The 23532-nt window shown below is 65.3% G+C and carries 19 protein-coding genes; 8 read left to right on the top strand and 11 right to left on the bottom strand.

What is annotated here, in order from left to right; genetic code table 11:
- Positions 1-73: 73 nt before the first annotated feature.
- A complete protein-coding gene (locus tag AB0M74_RS08000; RefSeq protein WP_364903111.1) occupies positions 74-292 on the bottom strand; it encodes a hypothetical protein in 219 nt (72 codons plus the stop codon).
- 65 nt (positions 293-357) lie between these two features.
- The gene (locus AB0M74_RS08005) at positions 358-1074 is read right to left on the bottom strand and encodes a DUF4386 domain-containing protein (RefSeq protein WP_364903113.1); all 717 of its coding nucleotides are present in this window, start codon (positions 1072-1074) and stop codon (positions 358-360) included.
- Positions 1075-1169: 95 nt separating this feature from the next.
- Between AB0M74_RS08005 and AB0M74_RS08010 the strand changes: the two genes are divergently transcribed.
- Positions 1170-1865 (top strand): TetR/AcrR family transcriptional regulator C-terminal domain-containing protein, encoded by a 696-nt coding sequence (locus AB0M74_RS08010; protein WP_364903116.1) that lies wholly within the window; start codon positions 1170-1172, stop codon positions 1863-1865.
- A gap of 358 nt (positions 1866-2223) precedes the next feature.
- Here the strand turns inward: AB0M74_RS08010 and AB0M74_RS08015 are convergent, their stop codons facing one another.
- The 4 genes from AB0M74_RS08015 to AB0M74_RS08030 all read right to left on the bottom strand — a co-directional run bounded on the left by AB0M74_RS08015 (position 2224) and on the right by AB0M74_RS08030 (position 8297).
- A complete protein-coding gene (locus tag AB0M74_RS08015) occupies positions 2224-3354 on the bottom strand; it encodes a BTAD domain-containing putative transcriptional regulator (protein ID WP_364903119.1) in 1131 nt (376 codons plus the stop codon).
- A gap of 185 nt (positions 3355-3539) precedes the next feature.
- Positions 3540-5381, bottom strand: a complete 1842-nt coding sequence (locus tag AB0M74_RS08020) for an alkyl sulfatase dimerization domain-containing protein (RefSeq protein WP_364903663.1) — start codon at positions 5379-5381, stop codon at positions 3540-3542.
- 451 nt (positions 5382-5832) lie between these two features.
- The gene (locus AB0M74_RS08025) at positions 5833-7416 is read right to left on the bottom strand and encodes an amino acid permease (RefSeq protein ID WP_364903121.1); all 1584 of its coding nucleotides are present in this window, start codon (positions 7414-7416) and stop codon (positions 5833-5835) included.
- A 413-nt stretch (positions 7417-7829) separates the two neighbouring features.
- Positions 7830-8297 (bottom strand): hypothetical protein, encoded by a 468-nt coding sequence (locus AB0M74_RS08030; RefSeq protein WP_364903124.1) that lies wholly within the window; start codon positions 8295-8297, stop codon positions 7830-7832.
- A 576-nt stretch (positions 8298-8873) separates the two neighbouring features.
- On the opposite strand from AB0M74_RS08030, the gene AB0M74_RS08035 reads away from it, so the two are divergent.
- The 3 genes from AB0M74_RS08035 (at position 8874) to AB0M74_RS08045 (ending at position 12506) form a co-directional block, all read left to right on the top strand.
- Complete coding sequence (locus AB0M74_RS08035) at positions 8874-10427, top strand: NAD(P)/FAD-dependent oxidoreductase (RefSeq protein WP_364903127.1); 1554 nt, start codon at positions 8874-8876, stop codon at positions 10425-10427.
- Positions 10428-10601: 174 nt separating this feature from the next.
- On the top strand, positions 10602-11576 hold the full coding sequence (locus tag AB0M74_RS08040) for a nitronate monooxygenase (RefSeq protein ID WP_364903129.1): 975 nt from the start codon (positions 10602-10604) through the stop codon (positions 11574-11576).
- 483 nt (positions 11577-12059) lie between these two features.
- Positions 12060-12506, top strand: a complete 447-nt coding sequence (locus AB0M74_RS08045; RefSeq protein WP_364903132.1) for a hypothetical protein — start codon at positions 12060-12062, stop codon at positions 12504-12506.
- Between the two features lie 25 nt (positions 12507-12531).
- Here AB0M74_RS08045 and ctaD read toward each other — a convergent pair whose 3' ends face one another.
- Positions 12532-14274 (bottom strand): cytochrome c oxidase subunit I, encoded by a 1743-nt coding sequence (gene ctaD / locus AB0M74_RS08050; protein ID WP_364903135.1) that lies wholly within the window; start codon positions 14272-14274, stop codon positions 12532-12534.
- A gap of 615 nt (positions 14275-14889) precedes the next feature.
- On the opposite strand from ctaD, the gene AB0M74_RS08055 reads away from it, so the two are divergent.
- A complete protein-coding gene (locus tag AB0M74_RS08055; RefSeq protein ID WP_364903138.1) occupies positions 14890-16263 on the top strand; it encodes a phosphatase PAP2 family protein in 1374 nt (457 codons plus the stop codon).
- 120 nt (positions 16264-16383) lie between these two features.
- On the opposite strand, the gene AB0M74_RS08060 is transcribed toward AB0M74_RS08055, so the two are convergent.
- Together AB0M74_RS08060 and AB0M74_RS08065 are read right to left on the bottom strand one after the other, a co-directional pair.
- Positions 16384-17694, bottom strand: a complete 1311-nt coding sequence (locus tag AB0M74_RS08060) for a carotenoid oxygenase family protein (protein ID WP_364903141.1) — start codon at positions 17692-17694, stop codon at positions 16384-16386.
- 25 nt (positions 17695-17719) lie between these two features.
- Entirely contained in the window at positions 17720-18280 is a 561-nt protein-coding gene (locus AB0M74_RS08065; protein WP_364903144.1) for a hypothetical protein, read from the bottom strand.
- A 98-nt stretch (positions 18281-18378) separates the two neighbouring features.
- Between AB0M74_RS08065 and AB0M74_RS08070 the strand changes: the two genes are divergently transcribed.
- Complete coding sequence (locus tag AB0M74_RS08070) at positions 18379-18921, top strand: PadR family transcriptional regulator (protein WP_364903147.1); 543 nt, start codon at positions 18379-18381, stop codon at positions 18919-18921.
- Positions 18922-19094: 173 nt separating this feature from the next.
- Positions 19095-20201 (top strand): alanine dehydrogenase, encoded by a 1107-nt coding sequence (gene ald, locus AB0M74_RS08075; RefSeq protein WP_364903150.1) that lies wholly within the window; start codon positions 19095-19097, stop codon positions 20199-20201.
- Here the strand turns inward: ald and AB0M74_RS08080 are convergent.
- Positions 20198-20713 carry an Lrp/AsnC family transcriptional regulator gene (locus AB0M74_RS08080; protein WP_364903153.1) on the bottom strand — a complete coding sequence of 172 codons (516 nt, stop codon included), beginning with the start codon at positions 20711-20713 and terminating at the stop codon, positions 20198-20200. The genes ald and AB0M74_RS08080 overlap by 4 nt on opposite strands.
- Positions 20714-21050: 337 nt before the next feature.
- Here AB0M74_RS08080 and AB0M74_RS08085 point away from each other — a divergent pair, with 337 nt between their 5' ends.
- Entirely contained in the window at positions 21051-21950 is a 900-nt protein-coding gene (locus AB0M74_RS08085) for a DMT family transporter (protein ID WP_364903156.1), read from the top strand.
- 82 nt (positions 21951-22032) lie between these two features.
- Here AB0M74_RS08085 and AB0M74_RS08090 read toward each other — a convergent pair whose 3' ends face one another.
- Complete coding sequence (locus AB0M74_RS08090) at positions 22033-23466, bottom strand: amino acid permease (protein ID WP_364903666.1); 1434 nt, start codon at positions 23464-23466, stop codon at positions 22033-22035.
- Between the last annotated feature and the right edge of the window lie 66 nt (positions 23467-23532).

Consider the following 23532-nt stretch of genomic DNA (forward strand, 5'->3'; position numbering starts at 1 on the left):
CGCCGACTGGCCGAAGGTGTCAACCAGGGCGACCGTACGGCGGCGTATGTCCCGAGTGTGGCTGCCGAGCTGCTCAATCCTCGCTGCTGTGGCGATCGTCGATGAAACGAAGCACGGCCGCGTCGGCGGAGGTGAGGCGATCGACTTCCGCGCCGCCGGTGCATTCGTAGAGGCCGACTGTCACTTTTCCTGATCGTCGGCCGATCACCCGCCACACCGCGCCGGATTCCTGCCAGCGGCGCAGGATCGCGACCACGTCCGGTGGCGTGCTCTCACCTGTTCGATCGGGCATGGTGTTCTTCCTTCGGAAGTTCATCTCGGCATCACGTTACGGCGCACCGTGTCGGCCGGCACGGCTCAGGCGGCCGATGGTGCGGTCCGTGGTTGCTCTGATGGGGAATCCTGCGGCGGCACGAATCCCTTGACGATCAGATACCCCGCGAGACCGACCTCCCATGCGAACACCGGGAGCGCCGCTGCCGTGCCCCAGACGGAGATCTGTTCGTAGCCGCCGAACATGACGGCTGTCGCCGATGCGCAGATGAGTACGCCGCCGGCGAGACCGAGCATGGCGAGCAAGCGTGGCACGAGGCGGGATCGGTACACGAGAGTGGCGAGCAGCAGGCTGTTGACTCCCAGAATGACGTTGGGGCCGAGTAGGAACGTCCAATCATGGATGGCTACAAGGGTTTTGCCGATGGTCACCAGTGTGGTGTCCGCGGGCAGGCCGGTTCCCGCGAGGTTCTGTCGCAGGGTCACCACAGACAGAACGGTGATTATGCCGACGGTGATGACGGCGGCTTCCAGCAGACGGCCGCACACGTAGCCGAGGGCCACGCTGTGGTTGTGCTGTGCCAGGAGGGGATACAGCGTGACCGCGGTGCCGATGACGGCGACGGCGAGGATGAGCTCGGCGAGCCCGCCCATCAGCACGCGATCGTCGGCGCCGGCGCCGACGATGTAGTTCGTGTCGTGCAGGACCGGTTGGTACAGCGCGAGTCCTGCCATGGCGGTGATCTCTGTGATCAGGAACAGCACGCCTGCGGCCATTGCCGCCGTCCTCGTCGAGCTCATCTGCACTCCTCCATCGCGACCGAAGTGTACGACGTACACCCGGATGCTCGGGAATGTTAGGTGTACGATGTACACCTCGTCAAGAGGAGGATCGGTTGGCCGACAAGCCGCAAGTGCGCCGCACGCCATTGAGCAGAGATCGGGTGCTGCGCGCCGCGGTCGCGCTCGCCGACGACACCGGCATCGAGTCCCTCAGCATGCGCACGCTCGCGCAAGAGCTCGGCGTGGTGCCGATGGCGTTGTACAAGCACGTCAGCAACAAAGAGGAACTGCTCGGCGGCATGGTCGATGTCATCGTCGGGGAGATTGGTTCGCCAGAACCGGGCGTCGATTGGAGGTCCGCGGTTCGGCAGCGAATTCTGGCGGCGCGGCGCGCGCTCCTGCGGCATTCGTGGGCGTCGCGCGTGATCGAGTCGCGCGCCACGCCGACGCCAATGGTGTTGGCGTACATGGATTCGATGATCGGGATGTTCCTGGCGGGCGGTCTTTCTGTCGACCTCACCCACCATGTGATGCACGCGCTGGGAAGTCGCATATTCGGTTTCAGCCAGGAACTGTTCGACGCTCCCCGGGACCGTGATCCGCAGCGACCCTCACTCGCTGACATGACCACCCGCTACCCCCACATCGTGCAGATCGCGAGCGCGAATCACGACCGCCACTCGGTCGTCGGCTCCGGTTGTGACGACCAGTTCGAATTCGAATTCGCGCTCGATCTGCTGCTGGACGGGTTCGAACGACTGTGGCGGCAGGGCTGGAGCTCCACCGGCCACCGAGCGGATCGCCTGTGATGTATCCCGGTCGGACGCGCCACCAGGCCGCTGTCGCCGCGGTGAAACCCCGCGCACGGAAGGCTGGAGGTTTGCGACTGGGCTTGCGTAGCTCTGGCGAACCGCGGCGGGACCGGCGGCGGGCATCGGCATCCGGCACGGCGAGTTCGAGATCGCTACCGCGATGGCCCTGCGCGACGCAGGATTTCGGCGACGGATGCGACCAAGGTCTGCGCCCCTTCTCCAGGTTGTCCAGCCGACTTCGGCTGGATACCGTGGTGCAGGAGGCGGCCCATGCTCGGCGCCGAGATCGGAAATCTGGAACGGGTTGACCAGCGCAACGATCGGTGCCGAACAAACACCAATGGCTCGGCTACGCTCACGGCGGGTCGAGAGGGACCCGCATGAAGAGTAGATCGGTGTCGCCGATGCGGACGATGGAGCCGTCGGCGAGTGGGGCGCTGTCCGCGACTCGGACTCCGTCGACATAGACACCGTTGGAGGACCTCTGGTCCTTGATGACGTGTGCCGGGCCGTTGCAGACGATCACCGCATGGTGGCGACTGACCTTGGCGCTCTCGAGCACGATGTCGTTGTGCGGCAACCGTCCGATCCGGGTGAGCGGGCCGTTGACCTGGTATCGGCGCCCGGTTGGATCACGCAGAAACGCCTGGTGTTCGAGCGATTCCCGGTCGATGATCGTGGTCGCGCGGAAGGTGGCGGCGGCCGCGACCGCGCGGGCATCGAGCGGTTCCTGCCGCAACATGCGTGCCTCCAACTCGCGGATCGTCCGGCCGGGCTCGATGCCGACTTCCTCGGCGAGCCGCGCCCGGAGCTGTCGTAGTGCCTCGAGGGCGTCCGACTGTCTGCCGCTCAGATACAGCGCCGTAATCAGTCGCTCCCACAACGGTTCTCGTAACGGGTAGGAGTCCACGAGCAGCGTCAGCCCGCAGACGACCGTGTCCGCATGGCCCTGTGCGATATCGGCCTCGGCGCGCGCCTCGATGACGCCGATCCGCTCGTCGTCGAGGGCGGCGGCATAGGTGTCGGCGAATCCGAGCCCACGCAGGTCCGCGAGGACGGGACCACGCCATTGTCCGAGTGCGGCGGTCATGAATTCGCTTGCCGCGGCGAAACTTCCGGTGGCCAGCGCCTGTCGTCCCGATCCGCGCAGCGCATGAAATCGGTGCACGTCGACGGCATCCTCGGCCGCCGCGACCCGATAGCCCACCCCGACATCCGCGAGCAACGGCCGTGTGTCGAGGCCGGCATCCCGCATCGGCTTTCGCAGGTTCGACACGATGGCGTGCAGGCTCATCCGCACGTCCGGCGGCGGATTACCCTCCCATACCGCCTGGGCCAGCGCCTCCACCGACACATGCCGGTTGGCGTTGAGCACCAGATATGCCAATACCGCTCGCTGCTTCGGCCCGCCCACATTCTGGGCCACCCCGTCGATCCGCAGCTCCACCGCGCCGAGCACGCCGAATTGCGCCCGCATTTCGCCCATCGCCGAATACCTCCTGACCTGTCGCCGCCGCTGGCGTCGGCCGACGCACGGCGAACCGGCGCGGCACTGTCGACGACACCCTCAGTTTTCCTTGATCCCATGGCATTTCGCACCTTGTCGATCGAAATGGTGCGTTCGCGCATCGGTCGGGGCGTCGCCGTCAGGACTCGAGCGGCCGCACGAAGCTACGGAGTGACGATCGCGAAGTTCGGGTTGGGCTTGTCGAACACTCCGGACAGCTGCTTGAGCGCGACGACATTGCCCTCGACGGTGATCTCGCCCTTCAGCACTGCCTCTTGCATGTTCCCGCCCGCGAGCATGGTCTTGGCGAACGCGCCTCTGGTCAGGGTGACGGTCGCGTCCGGTGCGGGCAGATTGTCCCCGGCGGCACGGGGGTAGTGGATGAGGACACCGTTGCGCAATTCGGTGCGTTGCACGCGGTTGTCGGCGTCACGGAAACGCCAGTCGGCGACGAGGGTGATGTTCCAGGCTTTCGGTCCGTCGAGGAACAGGGAGATAGCGTCGAAGGCTTGGTCCACGGTGAGCGCCGACAGCATGCCTTGCGCATTGGCCTTGGTCGGGGTGCCGAAGGGGCCGTTGCGCAGCTCGTAGGCGCCGCTGAGATAGAAGTTGCGCCAGGTTCCGTTCTCGGCGCCGTACGCGAGTTGCTCGAAGGCGCTGGCCTGGAGGTGCTTTGCCTTGGTGTTGTCGGGCTCGGCGAAGATCACGTAGTTCACCATCTGGGCGACCCAGCGGTAATCGCCTGCGTCGTAAGCCTTTTGTGCCTTCTGCAATACCGCGTTCGCCCCGCCCATGGCCTCGACGTGCCGTCTGGCCGATTCGACCGGTGGATGTTCCCACAGGTGTGCGGGATTGCCGTCGAACCAGCCCATATACCGCTGGTAGATCGCCTTGACGTTGTGACTCACCGAGCCGTAATAGCCATGGGTCGACCAGTTCTCGGCGATCGCGGGCGGCAGCTGGATCATTTCGGCGATCTCGCTGCCGAGGTAACCCTGGTTGAGCAGTCGCAGCGTCTGATCGTTGAGATAGGCGTAGAGATCCCGTTGCAGCGAAAGGAATTCCACGATCTTGTCGGTGCCCCACATCGGCCAGTGATGCGAGGAGAACACCACATCCGATTGGCGCGCGTACAGGTTGATCGACTCGGTCAGGTACCTCGACCAGATGTGCGGGTCGCGAACGAGCGCGCCGCGCAGCGTCAGGATGTTGTGCATGGTGTGCGTGGCGTTTTCGGCCATGCAGAGGATGCGGCGGTCGGGGAAGTAGAAGTTCATCTCCGAGGGCGCCTCGGTGCCCGGTGTCATCTGGAACACCATGCGCACCCCGTCGATGATCTCTTCCTGGCCGGTGTGGGTGATGTCGAGGGTCGGGTCGATGAGGGTAGTGGTTCCGATCGAGGTTGTCTGACCGAGACCCGTCCCGATCTGCCCCTTGGGTCCGCGCGGCAGAGCGGCGCCGTACATGTAGGCGGCCCGCCGCGCCATCGCGGTGCCCGCGTAGATGTTCTCCGCCACCGCGTGTTCGAGAAAGCCGGACGGCGCGAGCACCGGGCAGCGTCCCGCGGCGACGTCTTCGGTGGTGGTGACGCCCATCGCGCCGCCGAAGTGGTCGATGTGTGCGTGTGAATAGATCAGGCCGGTGACCGGGCGATTTCCGCGATGGGCGCGATAGAGGGCAAGACCGGCCGCCGCGGTCTCGGTGGAGATCAGCGGGTCGATGACGACCACGCCGGTTGTGCCTTCGACCAGCGTCATATTGGACAGATCGAGGCCGCGGACCTGGTAGAAGCCCGGCGCGATCTCGTAGAGCCCTTGCTTGACGGTCAGTTGGGACTGTCGCCACAGGCTCGGATTCACCGACAGTGGACACGGATCACGCAGGAAGCTGTAGGAATCGTTGTCCCACACCACCTTTCCTGCGGGGTCTTTGACGACACCGGGCTCGAGCGCGGCGACGAAACCGCGATCGGCATCGGCGAAGTCGGCGGTGTCGGAGAACGGCATGGTGGCCGAGACCTGCCGGTTCGCCTCCGTGATGTGTCCGGACGGGTCGGTGGGCAAGGCGGACGGATGCACCTCCTCCGAGTCGCCGCAGGCGGTCAGCCCCACGCCTACACCCGCCGCCGCGAGTGCTGCCGCCCCGACGCCGAACACGCCTCGTCGGGATACGCGCGCTCCCGGCTTGCCGCCCGCGTTCCCGCGATCATCGTCGACCATTGGCGATCTCCTGTCTCGATCCGGCTGGCTGCAAGCTCACAGGGGAGATCGCTGCTCGGTAGCCCACCTTAGGTATTATTGCACTTGAACTGCAATATAGTGGGTGACGTCGAGTGTGGAGTAGTCGGCTGAACGGTGCCGCCGTAAGGGTGAGGTACAAGGCTCGCCGCCCCTGGTGTCCACTGCGCCGCCGACGGCGGTGCCGCAGTGTCGGCCAGGGGTCGGCCGGCCGAGTTGGTCAGGCGGTGGCTGGTGCTTCGTCTTCGGAGACTCCGGTAGACGGCGGTGTGTCTTCCACCGTCCGCTTCGGCCCGGTAAACCAACGCCTGGCCGACACGAACCACCAGATCCCGATCGCGCCGACCACGCCGACCAGTGTGATCGGTGCGTAATTTACGGTGTTCCAAGTGAATTCGTTGTTCCATGGGTAGCCACGGTCATCGGTCGGCAGGATGAAGAGCAGGCTGATGAACACGATCCATATCAATGCGACAATACCGACCGGCCGATACCAGGGGCCGAGTTGCCAAGGGCCGGTGCGGAATCTGCTGCCGTGCAGCTGTCGCAAGAGGATCGGGATGCCATAGGCGATGTAGAGGCCGATGGTCGCGACGGAGGTGGCGGCCGCGTACGCGGCCGGCGCATTCGCCGCGGGCACGAGCATCGAGGGAATCAGCAGCACGAATGCGAAGAAGGAGATGAACAGCACCGCGTTCACCGGGACCTTCCGCTCCGAAAGCTTGCTCCAGAGTGCCGATCCCGGCACCGCCCCGTCGCGCGAGAACGCGAAAAGCATGCGCGACGCGGAGGTCACCGAGGCGTATCCGCAGAACAATTGGGCGATTGCCGCGATGATCAGCAGTAGACCCGACCAGAACGAACTCAGCGAATTCTCCAGGATGTAGATCACCGGGTAGCCACTGTTCTTTTCCGGATTCAGCGCGTCGTCGAGATTCGGTATTGCGAAAGTTACCGCCATGATCAGCAAGTAACCGGCGACGGCCGAGACGAGGATCGTGTTGATGATGCCCTTGGCTGCCGTGCGCGCAGCGTCGTGGGTTTCCTCCGACATGTGCGCCGAGGCGTCGTAGCCGGTGAAAGTGTATTGGGCGTGCAGCAATCCGAGTAGGAAGCTGAACGCCACCCCGCCGAAGCCGACCGCACTGTTGTCGACGGTTTCGGTGAAGACGAACCCGACGCTCTGATGGTGGCTCGCGCCGAACCCGAGCACGATGACGAAGATCGCTACACCGCCGACATGCCACCATGCCGAGACGTTGTTGATCACCGCCGACAGATGCGGCCCGATCGCGTTCAGTACCGCGTGCAACACCAGAATGACGATGTAGACGAGAAAAATCGCGGTGCGATCGGTTCCGATGTCGATGCCGATGACATTCAGCACCGCGGTGGTGAAAATGGCCGCGCCGTAATCGATGGCCGCGGTCACCGCGATCTGGCCGATCAGATTGAACCAGCCGGTGAACCATCCCCACACCGGACCGCCGAGCTCTGCAGCCCACCAGTACAGGCCGCCGGAAGTCGGGTAGGCGGAGGCCAACTCGGCCATGGCGAGACCGACGAACAACACCATCACCGAGACCAGCGGCCAACCCCAGGCCATGGTGATCGGTCCACCGTTGGCCAGACCGATTCCGTAACTGGCCAATCCGCCCGTCAAGATCGAGACTATGGTGAAGCTGATGGCGAAGTTCGAGAATCCGGACCAGGATCGGGATAGCTCTTGTTTGTAACCGAGTTCGGCGAGCCTTCGTTCGTCGTCCGACGGTGTTGGGGATTGCGGTGCGTGGGCTTCGGTCATTTTTGCTCCCGGGTGAAAACGCTGCCCTCATACGGCGTTTGCCAGAAGATAAGTGTGAAGCGAGCGCGGGTCAATCGCAGGAAAACATCGAAACCCGGCGGATTCGCGATCGACCCGCGCCTGTTACTTGTCGCCTTGTCGACCCAGAAGTGTGCGCACCGTCTGCGCGACATCGGTAGTTGCGAGTGGCCTGCGGGAGAGAGGCCATGGCCCATGTCCGACCGCCGATCAGTGATCCGACCCAGAGGCCGGGTCGCCTTGTCTGCCTCAACAGGATTCGCCGCGCGGGACTACTGGTCCGAATGCCCCGCAGCCGACTTCAGCGTGGAGAGATCGGCTACGGGCTCGATGTCCGTCCGGGATTCTGTCCAGGGCACTCTGCGGGCTTGGTGATTCTTCGTCGGAGGACTATGTCAGTCGGCGCCGATTTGATTCTGATACTGGTCGACGAGGTGCTGGTAAAAACTGGCGTCTGGCGATTCCGGCGAGTTGGCCCGTAGGCCGACAGTGACCTTTCGGTCGGCGGCTGCTGAGTATCCATCGTCGGCGACGCCGAGATCTTCCATGACCGCTCGCAGTAGTTCGTCCAGTTCGTCCAGTTCGTCCGCGGTCACATAGACAGCGAGGGTGCATTCGACCGGCACCGTCGCTGGGTCGTAGGCGTCACCTCGAACTCGGTGAGCGAACTCGTCGAACTCGATGATCGGGCCGAACTCGGTGTAGCAGGGGATGCGGTTCACCCCTCGAATCCCATGGGCACTCTCTTCGAGCTTCAGTGCAATCGGGTGGATCTCGTCGCTGCCTCGAGATCCGGGCCCGGTGGAGTCGGGCAGGCCGAGACCAACTGCTCTCTGCCAGATCCGGCGATCGTCGTCCTCCATGCAGAGACCTTTCTGTCAGCGCTTCGATACGTTCCCGGTTCGGCAGTGCTTCACTTTCTTACCCTGAGGCACTGCCGCTTGGGCTTTGCTCTTGGCGTCGTTGACCGCCGCCGTTTCGTTCTTGCCGGTGCCACCGAACTTGTGCGGACCGGTGGCTCCTGTCCTGTCCAGATTCTCGAAGTAGCAGGACACGGTTGCTTGGTAGGTGGCGGTGAACTCGAACTGCCATCCCGCCCGCTGGAGAAGGGACTGCGGTGGACGACGTCGTTACGCGACCTGTCTGCGCCATTCGCGACCTGTCTCGCTTCTACCTTGCGCTGTGACAAGTGGTTCAGCAGGTCTTGCTTCAGAGATTGGCGTATCGGGAGATGACCCCCGTATGGAGTAAGCGCTTTCGTCCAGGCCTCGGTGAAGTGCCTTGCACAGGTGACGACCATCAGCTGACGCCAGAATCCACCGAGAAACGACGTTGCTGTTCACCGACGTAGCCAACCGGGACTGCGACGGCAGCTGCGACCCGCCGCTGTACTCGTGCATACCGGGACCGTGAGCGGCGATTCGTGGTATCGAGGACGGATGAAGCCGAGTGGTTCCTTCTACGATGTGGTTGTCGTCGGTGGTGGTCACAACGGGTTGGTGGCCGCTGCCTACCTGGCGCAGGCGGGGCGGTCGGTGCTCGTGCTCGAGCGACAGGCTTACACCGGTGGTGCGGCGGTGTCGGCACAGGTGTTCGCGGGCGTCGATGCGCGGGTGTCGCGCTATTCGTATCTCGTGAGTTTGTTGCCGCAGCAGATTGTGCGGGAGTTGGGATTGCGGTTCGCGATGCGGCGCAGGCGGATCTCTTCGTTCACGCCGGTGGGTGTGGGCGGATTGCTGATCGACACCGGCTCGGCGGCTCGGACACGGCAGAGCTTCGAGCGGCTCACCGGGTCCGATCACGATTTCGAGGCATGGCAGCGGTTCTACGGAAGGACGGGCGCGCTCGCACAACGAGTGTTCCCGACGATGACCGAGCCGTTGCCCACCCGGGCGCAACTGCAAGGCATCGTCGGCGACTCCGCCACCTGGTCGGCGTTGTTCGAGCGACCGCTGGGGGAGACGATCGAGGCGGAGTTCGCCGACGACACGGTGCGGGGCGTCGTGCTCACCGACGGGCTCATCGGAACCTTCACTCACGCACACGATCCGGAGTTGCGCCAGAACCGTTGCTTCCTCTATCACATGATCGGTGGCGGCACCGGCGACTGGGATGTGCCGATCGGCGGTATGGGCGCGCTCACCGACGCACTTGCCGTCGCTGCTCGTGCCGCGGGCGCGGAACTGGTCACCGACTGCGAGGTGATGGCAGTCGAAACCGATGCCGTCACGACCGAAGTGCGCTTCCGCGACGGTGCCGTAGCAGCAGGCCACGTGCTGGTGAACGCGGCACCGCACGAGCTGCGACGCCTGCTCGGCGAGCCCGATGAGCCGAAACCCGAAGGCTCCCAACTCAAAGTGAACATGGTCCTACGCCGGCTCCCGCGGTTGCGTGACGCGGCCACCGACCCGCGCGACGCATTCGCCGGGACTTTCCATATCGCCGAATCGTATACCCAACTGGAGCACGCCTATCGGGAAGCGGCCGGTGGGCACATCCCCTCGGCGCCACCGTCGGAGATCTACTGCCACACCTTGACCGACCCCTCGATCCTCGCGCCGGACGCCGCCGGTCTGCACACGCTGACCCTGTTCGGTTTGCATACGCCTGCCAGGCTTTTCGACACCGATCCCGAGGCAGCGAAGACCGCAGCGGTGCAGGCCACTCTTGCGCAACTGGATGCGGTACTCGCCGAGCCGATCACCGATTGTCTCGCCCTCGACCAGCACGGCTCCCCGTGTATCGAGGCGAAATCCCCACTCGACCTGGAACACGAGATCGGTCTCCCCGGCGGCCACATCTTCCACCGAGATCTGGCCTTTCCGTACCGAGCCGACGACGCGGACAACGATCCTGCCATCCGCTGGGGTGTGTCGACCGGACACCGCACCGTATTCCTGTGTGGCGCAGGCGCAGTGCGCGGCGGCGGTGTCAGCGGCATCCCTGGCCACAACGCCGCTATGGCCGTACTCGAGTCGCCGCGCGTCAATTGAGCGACGACGCAGCCTGAGCGGCTCGCGCGGCGGTGATGATCGGCCGGCGCACCCCGGATCCACTGACCGGACCTGATGAACGGGACATGGTGGCGGGGCTTGCTCGACGGTCGCCGCAATCGTGTCCGGTTCGTTGGGAATAGTAGGTTGGGATGGCGACGGAAAGGGGTGGTGATGGGCTTGCGGACGGATCTGACCGAGATGTTCGGGATCGAGCATCCGATCGTGCTCGCGCCGATGGGTGGTGTGGCCGGCGGGGTGCTGGCCGCGGCGGTGTCCGAGGCGGGCGGGCTGGGGTTGATCGGCTCCGGTGGGGGTGATCGCGAGTGGCTCGATCGCGAATGCGGGCGCGCTGCTGCCCGTACCGACAGGCCATGGGGCATCGGCCTGTTGATCTGGGCGGTCGACCGGGACATCGTGTTGTCGGTGGTCGAGCGCCGCCCGCACGCGATCATGCTGTCGTTCGGTGACCCGGCCCCGTACGCCGCGATGATTCGTGATGCCGGCATCCGGCTGCTGGTACAGGTGACCAGCATGGATGAGGCCGGCCGCGCGCTCGATGCGGGAGCGGACGTAGTCATCGCACAGGGCGGTGAGGCGGGCGGGCACTGCGGTGCTCGGGCGACGCTGCCGTTCGTACCGAGCGTTGTCGACCTGGCCGCGGGCACACCGGTGCTCGCCGCGGGCGGCATCGCCGACGGCCGCGGTCTCGCCGCGGCGCTGACGCTCGGCGCCGCGGGCGCCCTCATCGGAACCCGCTTCGAGGCGACCCACGAGGCACTGATCTCGGCGGCCGAAGCCAAAGCCATTATCACCGCGCGGGCGAGCGACACCGAGCGCAATCGGGCCCTCGATATTGCGCGGGGGTCCCCGTGGCCCGCCGAGTATCCGGCCCGCACCCTACGCAACGCATTCCTGGACCGCTGGCACGGCCGCGAGGCGGAACTGGCCGGTGATTCCGTCGCGCTACAGGAATATCGCGATGCGGCCGAACGAGAGGACCCGGACTACCTACCGGTGTGGGCGGGCGAGGCTGTCGATCTCATCACCGGGATCGAGTCCGCCGCGGACCTGGTCGGCCGCCTCAGCCGGGATGCCGAGCAGGCGATTCTGCACGCCGCGCAGCGGTGCGTTGTCACTTCGGAATAACCGGTGACGGCGAGCTGACGGGGTCGTCGATTACTCGATCGAGCGGATCCCCGCCGCTGTTGTGCGCGACAACCATGCGCGACCCTGCTCTGGTTCCCGGCACGCGGCGGATCTTCTCGTCCTACCCTGCTCCCGAACGATCGAACTGAAAAGGCACACCGAGGGGCTGATCGCGGTCGTGCGCGCCCTCGACGTGGCCCGCGATCGGGCATTTCGACCGCGGGCCCGTCGTTCGACGAGCGGGCCATGCGCCGTCCAGCTCGCCGTGTCGTCCGAGTTCGCGCGGCTGACCTGCGGCGATTTCGACGAACCGTCTTGACGATCGAGCGGTCGCGCCGCGGTCGAGCCGATATCATCGTTCGCACGGGCAGCTGCCCAGACAGGTTCTACTTGGTGATTGCGCACACTATATGCCCTGGTAGATCGACGATTCGAGGTATCACGCCGACGCTCGGGCTCCAGCGTCGAGCGGTGAGGACTTGAATGACGATTTACCGGACCATCGCAACCAGGGCAGCCACCACAGCACGCCGTCGTCTGCGCGTGGTGGCCGGTGCGGCGACGCTCGTGGCGGCGACGGCCGCCATCACCTTCGCCACACCGACCGCGGGCGCAGCGGTGCGACAGCTCGGTGTCTTCCCCGACAATGCTTACGGGCTCGCCACGAACTATGGCACCGGCTGTGCGTACACGCTGGAGGCCATTCTCACCGAGGCCGTCGACCGGGTGTACTTCTACGACAACGGCGTCCCACTCGGCGGTATCGCCCCGACGGGAGGCGTCGCCCTCTTCGCCTGGGTCCCGACCACCGTGGGCACGCACAGGCTCGCCGCCCTCCAACCGCCGGACAACAACATCGTCGCGACCGTGGACATCCGTGTCGGCACCGGTGCCCATGTCGGCTGGTCTTGCGTCGTCTTCGGCGGCTGAGCGCAGCGGCAGCCACCCGGCCCGGCTACTTCGGTGCGTGCGCCTCGTGCACCTCGTGGGTGGTGTGTACGGGCGCACCCCAGCCGACGTGCGCTTCGGTGCGCATCCGGTCGACCATGTGCGGATAGTGCAACTCGAAGGCTGGTCGCTCCGACCGGATCCGGGGGAGCTCGTGGAAGTTGTGCCGGGGCGGTGGGCAGGTCGTCGCCCATTCCAAGGAGTTGCCGTAACCCCACGGATCGTCCACCGTGACTACTTCGCCGTAGCGGAAGCTCTTGAAGACGTTCCAGACGAACGGCAGCACCGAGGCGCCCAGAATGAACGAGCCGATGGTGGAAATGGTGTTGAGCGTGGTGAAGCCGTCACCGGGCAGGTAGTCGGCGTAGCGGCGCGGCATGCCGGTGGCGCCGAGCCAGTGCTGGACGAGGAAGGTGGTGTGGAAGCCGAGGAAGGTGGTCCAGAAGTGCCACTTTCCGAGCCGCTCGTCCATCATGCGACCGGTCATCTTGGGGAACCAGAAGTAGATGCCGGCGTACGTGGCGAACGCGATGGTGCCGAAGAGCACGTAATGGAAGTGGGCGACAACGAAATACGTGTCGGACACGTGGAAGTCCATGGGTGGGCTGGCCAGGAGGACACCGGACAGGCCACCGAACAAGAAGGTGACGATGAACCCGACCGAGAACAGCATCGGCGTCTCGAAGGTCAGCTGACCGCGCCACATGGTGCCGATCCAGTTGAAGAACTTCACCCCGGTCGGCACCGCGATCAGGAAGGTCATGAACGAGAAGTACGGCAGCAGGACGGCCCCGGTGGCGTACATGTGGTGGGCCCACACCGCGATCGACAGGGCGCCGATGGCGAACGTCGCATAAACCAGCGCGGTGTAACCGAAAATCGGTTTGCGACTGAACACCGGAAAGATTTCCGACACGATGCCGAAGAACGGCAGCGCGATGATGTACACCTCGGGATGACCGAAGTACCAGAACAGGTGCTGGTAGAGCAGCGTGCCGCCGGTCGCCGGATCGTAGATGTGGCCACCGAGGTGCCGGTCGTAGTACAGCGCGAGCAGGGCCGCGGTCAGAATCGGGAATGCGAGCAGGATCAAAATGCTGGTCACCAGAATCGTCCAGGTGAACACGGGCAACCGGAACAGCGTCATGCCGGGACAGCGCAGGCACACCACCGTCGTGATCATATTGACCGCGCCGAGGATGGTGCCCAGGCCCGATACCGCGAGGCCGAAGATCCACAGATCGGCGCCGACGCCCGGCGAGTGCACGATGTCGGCAAGTGGGTTGTAGGCGGTCCAGCCGAAGTCGGCGGCGCCACCCGGGGTGACGAAGCCCGCGGTAGCCATGGTCGCACCGAACAGGTACAGCCAGTAGCTGATGGCGTTCAGACGGGGGAATGCGACATCGGGTGCGCCGATTTGCAGGGGAAGCACGATATTCGCGAACGCGAACACCACGGCTGTCGCGTAGAACAGCAGCATGATCGTGCCGTGCATGGTGAACAGCTGATTGAACTGTTCCGGCGAAAGGAATTGTAGACCCGGCCTGGCCAGCTCACCGCGCATCAGCAGGGCAAGCAGGCCGCCGACCATGAAGAACGACATCGACGTGAACAGGTACATCTGGCCGAGCATCTTCGGGTCGGTCGTGCTGACCAGCCGGTAGATGGCCGAGCCCTTCGGCCCGAACCGCGCAGGAAACGGCCGCGTCGCTACCAACTGCGGCACTGGCTGTGGCTCAACGGCGGTCACTGATCCTCCTGGCTGCGGGACGAACCTGACAACAAACCAGCGATAGCGTATGCGTGGCTACCTCGCATGCGGGCGAACAACCTGCGGACACGCCTTACTCGCAGACAAATTCTAGCGAGGAGCTACCCCTCATGGCCATGGCCCGACGCTGCCGAACACCCGCGCGGTCCCATCGCGCCACGACGGTGACCGAATGCGTCGATTGATCGAGTGGATCGGGTGTCGTCGCCGAAGGGCCCGCGCTCCCCGTCGAGCTCACGGCGCTAGCTGTCACGAGCGCTGCCACATTGGAAGGTCACTGCTGCAGTGCACCGGATTCCGCGGACGGCTCGGCCGACCCGATTCCGTAGCCGGAGCGGCAGCCGTGCCCGTGTCCAATTCTTCTGTGGTGGAACCGAAGTCCTGACTATCGGTCCACCGCTGAAGACAATCGGCGGGCCGGTGGCGACGACATGGATCGGCGACAGTCGATAGGCTTCGGCAATGCGACGCCGAAACCGTGAGACTTCGAGCGTGCAGCTGCACAGGCGGACAAACGGCCTGGATCGGTTGCTCGTAGACCGCAGCGCGCGGGTGCCACCCACAGCAGCCGACCGGTTACTGCGGAGCCTGAGCATGAGCGCCAACTACAGCCGATTGTGGATGGGAGTGGCTGCCGCCCTCGTCGTGGTCGGCGAGCGGGCCCCGCGGCGCGGCGCGGTGCGGGGGCTGCTCGCGGTGAGTGTCGCGAGTGCGGTGGCCAATGGCATTGCCAAACCATTGTTTCCGCGCCGACGACCGCCGGACGAGTCGGTGCCTTTCGTGCGCAGACTGGTTTCACCACCGGTGTCGTCGTCGTTTCCTTCGGGGCACGCCGCCTCGGCCGCGGCTTTCGCGACGGGTGTCGCGCTCGAATCGCCGACAGCGGGGTTTCTGGTTGCGCCGGTCGCACTGGCGGTCGGGTATTCGCGGGTGCACATAGGAGTGCACTGGCCGTCGGACGTCGTGGCAGGTGCGGCACTCGGGGGTGCGATTGCCCTGGCAACCCGCCGCTGGTGGGCGGCGCGTCCCGACGATCCGGCGACGCTCGGGCCGACCACACAGATCGAGCCGGTGCGAGGTGGGAACGGGCTGCTCCTGGTCGGCAACCCGTTCTCCGGCAGTGGCGCCGCCGACGACGCCCTGCAACAGCTGCGGACACGCCTGCCCGCGGCGCAGGTCCTCGAGCTCGACCCCGAAGCCGACCTCGACACCCAACTCGACGAGCTGCTCGGCCGCGAGCACATCGTCGCGCTCGGCGTCCTCGGCGGCGACGGGACAGTGTCGAGCGTGGCGGCCGCGGCCGTGCACCACCGACTGCCACTCGCGGTGTTCGCGGGCGGCACACTCAATCATTTCGCGCGCGACGCGGGCGTCGAGGACATGGCGCGGACGCTGCGAGCTCTCGATACCGGGGAGGTGGTCCGGATCGACACCGCCCGCGTGCAATTCGACCGATCCGAATCCCAAACCTTCATCAACACGGCCAGTCTCGGCGGTTACCCGGATTTCGTCCGGCTGCGTGAGCGGTGGGAGAAGCGCATCGGCAAATGGCCTGCCGCGGGAATTGCCATGGTGCGATTACTTTTTCGTGCGCAGCCATTGCACACCACCATCGACGGCGAGCGCATGGCCATCTGGATGCTGTTCGTCGGCAATGGCCGTTACCACCCGTCACATCAGATCCCGATGTCGCGCCCCGAAATCCACCGCGGCACCCTCGACATCCGCTATCTGCGTGCCGACCTCGCCTTCTCGCGTACGCGCCTGGTCTGGGCGACCCTCACCGGAACGCTGGAACGTTCGGCGACCTACGTCCACCGCCGGGCCGACCGGCTCGATGTCGGCGTCACCCGTGCTCCCGTCTCGTTGGCCACCGACGGCGAGGTCGACCATCGTGGCAAGGACTTCACCTTCATCAGTCAACCTGCCGCGCTCACCCTGTTCCGGCCAGCGGACGAGAACCCGTGACCGGCGGTTGTTCCGATCGAGGCGCCCGCTGACGCGGCAACCGTCGACCCGCCGGCGCTGACGTGGTGGACAACCGGCGCACGGTTCGCTGGTGGCCGACCCGGCGCGGCGCGATGCCGTTCAGAGATCGGGCAGCCAGTTGCCGTGGAAGCCCTGGGGGACGCGGGCAGGCAGGTGAATGGTGGCCAGGGGTGGTGCGGCCAGGTCTGTGGCATCGAGCACGACCAGGTCGCTGCGATCGGCATCGGCGTTGTACACGTAGGTCATCAGATAGCCTGCGCCGTCGGGTCGCTCGTCAGCAGGGGCGAACGCGGCCTCGCCGGGGAGCTGCCCCGCGTGGAACTCGTGTGTGGTGTGGCTGCCGGTATACAGGTCATAGCGGATCACTGCGCCGGTTCCGGATTCGCCGGACACCGTGACATGTCCGAAGCGGGCGTCCAGTCCGGCCAGCCGGTCGTCGATTCGCGGGAACTCCGCGGCGCGGTCGTCGAGTTGCTCTTCGGTGACAGTGCCGGTGGTCAGGTCGATGGTCCACCGCCAGAGGCTGGCCTCGTCGTAGGTGTGCGATTCGGTGCGCCACAGCTGCGGGTAGCGCATCACGTGCAACACGATGCGCCCCGGTTCGTCGTGGGCGTTGAGCGAGTGGAAGACGTAGCAGGGATCGATGGGGAACCATCGGATCGCGCCGTGCGGATCGTCGCGGCGCAGCACACCGAGGCGGGCCTGGTAGTCGTCGCGCCACCGGAATGGCATTCCTGCACCGGTTTTCGCGGTCTCGATATCGAAAACCACCGGCAAATCCATGAATACGACGTGCTCGGTGGTGAGGTTGAAGTCGTGATGCATGGTGGCGGCGGGTACCTCGACAGGGCGGCTGAGCAGTAGATTGCCGGCGGCGTCGGCGCGGTGATAGGTCAAGTAGGTCGGTCCGGTGACGTCATAGCCGAAGAAATGCAGCTCACCGGTGGTCGGGCAGGTCTTCGGGTGCGCGGTCATCGCCGTGCGCAGCTTGCCGTGAAAGTCGTAGGGGCCCACGGTGTCCAGCTCACAGGTCAATTCATAAGGATAGGACGACTCGACCAATGCCAACGTGTGTCCCGCATGTCGGATGATGTGGGTGTTGGCGACGCCGGCCGCAAGATTCCTGTTGCCTCGGCTGTCGTAGCTACGGGCTCCGTCGGTGAAAGTGGAGGTGCGGACCCACCGGTTGCGATAGGAGATCGCGCGCCCGTTGTCCAACCGGACGCCGTGCACCATCCCGTCACCGAGGAACCAGTGTGACGAGACGGCGGCGTGCGGATTCGGGCCGTTGCGCAGGTACCAACCGCTCAACTCGGCCGGAATCCGGCCGGTGACCGATAGCTCGTGGGCGGTGAGTTCCTCGGTGACGGGCGCGTAGTTGCCGATGAGGTGGGGGAGCGGAGTGGTCATGGGTGACACCGATCTATTGCGGGAGTCAGGAAACGGGCCGGCCGAGCGCTTGCGCCCTGCCCTGGATATAGGCGACGTAGCGGATGGTGAACACCATGGGGATCGCGAAGGCGGCCACCTGGGCGCTGGTGCGCAACGTCGAGGAGGAGTGGGCCACAACGGCGAGGGCGATACCGCCGGCGGCGAAGCTCGCGGTCCACACGGCGGTGATGATGTAGCCGGTGCGGATGAAGACGGGGTGTTCCCACAGTTCACGTGGCGTGGCCTGTTTGGCGATACCCAGCGTGAACGGCATCCGCACGGCCAAGGAAACGCCCGCGATGAGCGCGAGCACGCCGGAGGAGATGGCTGGAGTGTAGGGGTGCAGGGCAGTGTTCGGGTCGGCGAAGGCGAGTGCCGTCAGTGCGGCGAAGAATATGGCCGAACCGATGTCGATGATCATGGCCTCCACCCGTAGGCCCGCCCTGGTCTGCTGGGCGATGGTGACGGCGGCGATGCCGAAGGCGAGCAGTGCCGCCCACTGCCAGTGCGCGGACGGAATCACCGCATAGGCGATCCAAGGTGCGAAGGTGCGCAGGTACGACATGTTCGTGGAGCTCCTCGTGCCGTGACATTCCAATTGTGACATGTCTAAGTTAGAGCGTGGTCTCCGAACATGTCAATAGTGGAATGTAGGCTGAGGGGATGAGCCTTCGATACGCCCTGCTCGGTCTGCTGGCAGACCGCCCGGCCAGCGGCTATGACCTGCTGCAGCGATTCAAGGGTTCGCTGGCCAATGTCTGGCCCGCGACGCAGAGCCAGATCTACACCGAGCTCGCCAAGCTGGCCGACGCGGAATTCATCGCCGTGTCGGACGAAGGGCCGCGTGGGCGCAAGGAGTACACGCTCACCGAGGCGGGCCGGGCCGATCTCCGAGATTGGCTGACCGACACCAAGCCGAAGCGCGTCGTGCGCAACGAGATGCTGCTGCGCGTGTTCTTCCTCGGTGTCATTCCGCCTGAGCGGGCGCGCGAGTACCTGTCCGACATCGAGGCAGGGTCCGCCAAAGGGGTCGCGGCTCTTGCGGAGCTGGAGGCGACCACCGACTGGGATGACAACGACCTGTCGAATTACGGCCGGATGGCGATGGTGTGGGGCCAGCGGTTCTATGCGATGAATCAGCAGTGGGCGCAGTGGGCGCTCGATCAACTGCCGCCGCGTGACCAGTCCGAAGATGTTTCAAGCTGAGGCCCCGAAATGCCTCGGATACTGAATCGATGATATCAATCTAGGGAAATCTGAGAACTATATTCATCTATATAGACCTGATCTTGCATAATCTTCATACTCACTCGTGTGGTGATCCCCGCCTCATCGGGGGCACCGATCGCAATCCGACGAATCAACGTTCAGGAGTCTTGGTGAAGATCGGAATTCCTCGCGAGGTCAAGAATCACGAGTACCGGGTCGCGTGCACGCCCGCCGGGGTGCACGAGCTGGTTTCCCGGGGACACGAGGTATACATCGAGGCGGGGGCCGGTCGCGGCTCGGCCTTCGAGGACGAGGCATACGGGGTCCTCGGCGCGCGCGTGCTGGAATCCGCCGACGAGGTCTGGGGTGTCGCCGACCTGGTGCTGAAGGTGAAGGAGCCGGTGGCCGAGGAGTATTCGCGGATGCGCGAGGACCAGGTGCTGTTCACCTATCTGCACTTGGCGGCGTCCAAGGACTGCACCGACGCACTGCTGAAGTCCGGCATCACCTCGATCGCCTACGAGACGGTCACCGGCCGCGACGGGTCGCTGCCGCTGCTGGCTCCGATGAGTGAGGTCGCGGGCAGGCTTGCCCCGCAGGCGGGCGCCTACCACCTGATGCGCAGCGGCGGTGGACGCGGCGTGCTGATGGGGGGCGTGCCGGGCACGCGCCCTGCCAAGGTAGTCGTGCTGGGCGCGGGCGTTTCCGGTAGCAATGCGATTGCCGTCGCCGTGGGTATGCACGCGGATGTGACGGTCCTCGACCTGAATATCGCCAGGCTGCGTGAGGTGGACGCCCAGTACCGCGGTCAGGTGCGCACCATCATCTCCAACAGCTTCGAGGTGGAGAACCTGGTCCGGGAAGCCGATATGGTGATCGGTGCGGTGCTGGTGCCGGGCGCGAAGGCGCCCACGCTGGTGTCCAATGAGCTTGTCGCGCAGATGAAGCCGGGCTCGGTGTTGGTCGATATCGCGATCGATCAGGGTGGCTGCTTCGCGGACTCCCGACCGACCACCCATGCGGACCCGACCTATCGGGTGCACGAGTCGGTCTTCTATTGTGTGGCGAACATGCCCGGCGCGGTGCCCTACACCTCGACCGTCGCGCTCACCAATGCCACACTGCCGTACGCGATTTCGATCGCCGATCGCGGGTGGCGCGATGCGACGGCCGCGGATGCCGGCCTGGCGAACGGGCTCAGTACCCACAAGGGTGTGCTGCTGTCCGAATCGGTCGCTGCCGCACACGGTTACGTGGCACAGCAGCTGGCCGCCTAGGGGAATATGAGGTTTCGCGGCCGAACGTGCTCGAAAATGAGGATCGTTTCGGTCGAGGCGACCGCGGGGTGCGCGCTCAGATGGTTGAGTACGAAAACCCGCAGCCCGTCGGTGTTCGCCGTGGCGACATGGATCAGGTAGTCGTCGGCGCCCGCGATGAAGTACACATTCAGCACCTCGTCGAGTTCGGACAATTGCTCTCCGAACTGGGCGAGGTGCTGACGTGCGTTGCCGTGTACCCGAACCGCGATCATGGCCTGGAGGTTCCGGCCGAGCGCGGCCGGATCGATATCGGCATGGAACCCACGGATCACGCCGCGTTCGACCAGCGACCTGACTCGGCCGAGACAGGTCGACGGCGCGATCCCCGCAATCGCGGCGAGGGCATTGTTCGTGATGCGTCCATCGCGCGCGAGCTGATCGAGCAGGACCCGGTCGATCTCATCGATCGGGACGGCCTGACTCGACTTGCTGGTGACGGCCGGTACGGCAGGCGTCTCGTTCTTCCGCACAATCTCGACGGTACAGAACATCGTTCGCCTGATCTGCCCCTCGACAAACAATATTCGGAGGCTATTTCCGGCGGCCTCCGTATACGATCGACCGGTGAACACCTACTGGCATGTCGTCACTCCGCCGCCGTGCGCCTGACCGGGCGCACCTGCTGACTCCTTGACAAACATCCCGGCTGACCCGCGAGGGTAGTCCTGGCTGCGTCGTGCGCCCGTTTCGAATCCACATCCCACCGGAATTCGACCACGGAAGTTCACGATTGTGCCGAATCGCACCACGTCTGTGCCTGTTTCTCAGTCCGTTCACCGCCCGCGACCCAGTTTCCTCAGCGGGCCGATGCCCATTCTCGCCGCCTCGGTGTTCTGGGGTACGACGGGAACCGCAGGTTCCCTGGCCCCGGCGGGCGCCCCGGCCGCGGCCATCGGCTCGGCGGGCCTCGCCCTCGGTGGTCTGCTGCTTTTTCTCTCCCACCGCGGCGCCCGCCAGCGCGGCACCCGCGCCGAGCGTGGATTACTGCTGCTCGGAGCGGTCGCGATAGCGGGATATCCGATCACCTTCTATCCGGCCGTCGCGCGGACGGGCGTTGCCGTCGCCACCGTGATCACCCTCGGCAGCGCCCCGGTCTTTGCCGGCCTGCTGGCCTGGATCATCGGGCGTGCCCGCCCGAGCAGACGATGGCTCTGCGCCACGGTGGCGGCGGTGCTCGGCTGCGCAGTTCTGGTGCTCGGCCCCGAACTGCGCGGCGACGACGCCCCGGTGGACCTCACCGGCATCGTGCTCGCCGCTGTCGGCGGGTTGTGCTACGCCGTCTACTCGTTGATCAGCGCACGCCTCATCGCGCGAGGCCACGCCTCGAACTCGGTGCTGGGGACGATGTTCGGCATCGGTGGGCTGCTGGTGCTGCCAGTCGTGCTCGGCACCGACCTGTCCTGGCTGTTCACCCTGCGCGGAGTGGGGGTGGTGCTGCATCTTGCGGTGTTCCCGACGTTCGTCGCCTACCGCCTGTTCGGCTACGCCCTGCGACACACCACGGCGCAGGTGGTCGTCACACTGACCTTCGCCGAGCCCGCCGTAGCGGCGATACTCGGGGTGGTCGTCCTCGGTGAACGCCTGCCGATGGTGTCCTGGGGTGGGTTGGCGGTGCTGGCTTTCGCACTCGTGATGCTCGCTGTGCCCGAGCGCTCACGCCGAGATCGGGTGCGTGCGCGTGCCGAATCAGGCAGCCCGGTGGGCTGAGCCGGTTCGGTGCGGGCAACCGGAAAGGGCCCGAAAAAACGATAGGGGTGGCGCGTATACGCGCCACCCCTATCGCCCCTCATCAGCCTGCGGCAGCCGGTTTCGCGGCGTCCGCGTTGAGCTTGGAGTGGGTGCGGGAGTAGCCGAAGTAGACAGCGAGCCCAACGGCCAGCCAGACCACGAAGCGCACCCAGGTCTCCCACGGCAGCGACCAGATCAGGTAGATCGAGAAGCCGATGCCGATCAGCGGGATCACGGGCATGAAGGGCAGCTTGAACTCACGCGGCTCGTCGGGCCGGGTGCGCCGCAGCACGATCACGGCCACCGACACGACGATGAAGGCCATCAGAATGCCGATATTGGTGAGTTCCGCGACCACGGTGATGTCGAGCAGGCCCGCCATCATCGCGGCGCCGATACCGACGATCCAGGTCACCCTGGTCGGCACCTTGCGCACCGGATGGGTCTTGGCGAACCACTCGGGCAGCAGCCCGTCGCGGCTCATCGCGAACCACACGCGGGTGACACCGAGCATGAAGGTGAGCACCACGGTGACGATGCCGACGATGGCGCCGATCGCGATGATGTTCGCGATGCCCGGCATGCCGACCGATTCGAAGGCGGTGGAGAAGCCACTCGTCGGGCTGATCTCGGAGTATTTCTGCATGCCGGTCAGTACCAGGGTGGCAAGGACGTAGAGCACCATCGCAATGGCGAGCGAGTAGATGATGGCCTTCGGAAGGTGCTTCTTGCCGTCGGTGGATTCTTCGGCCGCCGTGCTCATCGCGTCGTAGCCGAACACCGCGAAGAACACTGTCGCCGCGCCGGTCCACACCGCACCGGTGCCGAACGGGAAGTACGGGGTGTAGTTGGAGCTGTCGATGTGGAAGACACCGAGCACGACGATGAGCACCACCAGGGCGACCTTGATGCCGACCGCGACGGTCTCGAACCGGCCGACACTCTTGATGCCGCGCGAAAGCAGCCACGCGGTGCCCAGACAGAACAGCATCGCGAAAACGTCGATCACATGGCCTTCGCCGGTGCCGTGCGCGCCCATCATCCAGTCGGGCAGCGAGACGTCGACCTGTTCGAGCAGGAATCGGAAGTAGCCGGAGACACCGATCGCGACGACCGCGGCCACCGCGATGTATTCGAGCAGCAGGTCCCAGCCGATGAACCAGCCCGCGAGCTCACCGAGGGAGACATAGCCGTAGGTGTACGCGGATCCGGCCTTGGGCACCATGCCCGCGAACTCGGCGTAGCAGAGCGCGGCAGCCGCGCTGGCGACGCCGGCGATCAGGAAGGAGATGAGCACCGAGGGACCGGTGACGGAGTGCGCTACCGCGCCGGCGAGAGTGAAAATGCCTGCGCCGATGATGCCGCCGACGCCGATCGCCGTGAGCTGCCACAGGCCGAGCGATCGCGAGAGCTGCTCATCGGCGGGCACATCGTCGTCGAGTTCCCGTAGGGGTTTGCGGCGCAACATCTGGCTGCGCAACTCCGCGATGGACATAGACATCCTTTCGTCCTCTGCGTCACTGCCACCATGCAGTAACCCAGATCACACATTCAGCTGGAG

The sequence above is a fragment of the Nocardia sp. NPDC051463 genome (assembly GCF_040681975.1).
Lineage (GTDB): Bacteria > Actinomycetota > Actinomycetes > Mycobacteriales > Mycobacteriaceae > Nocardia.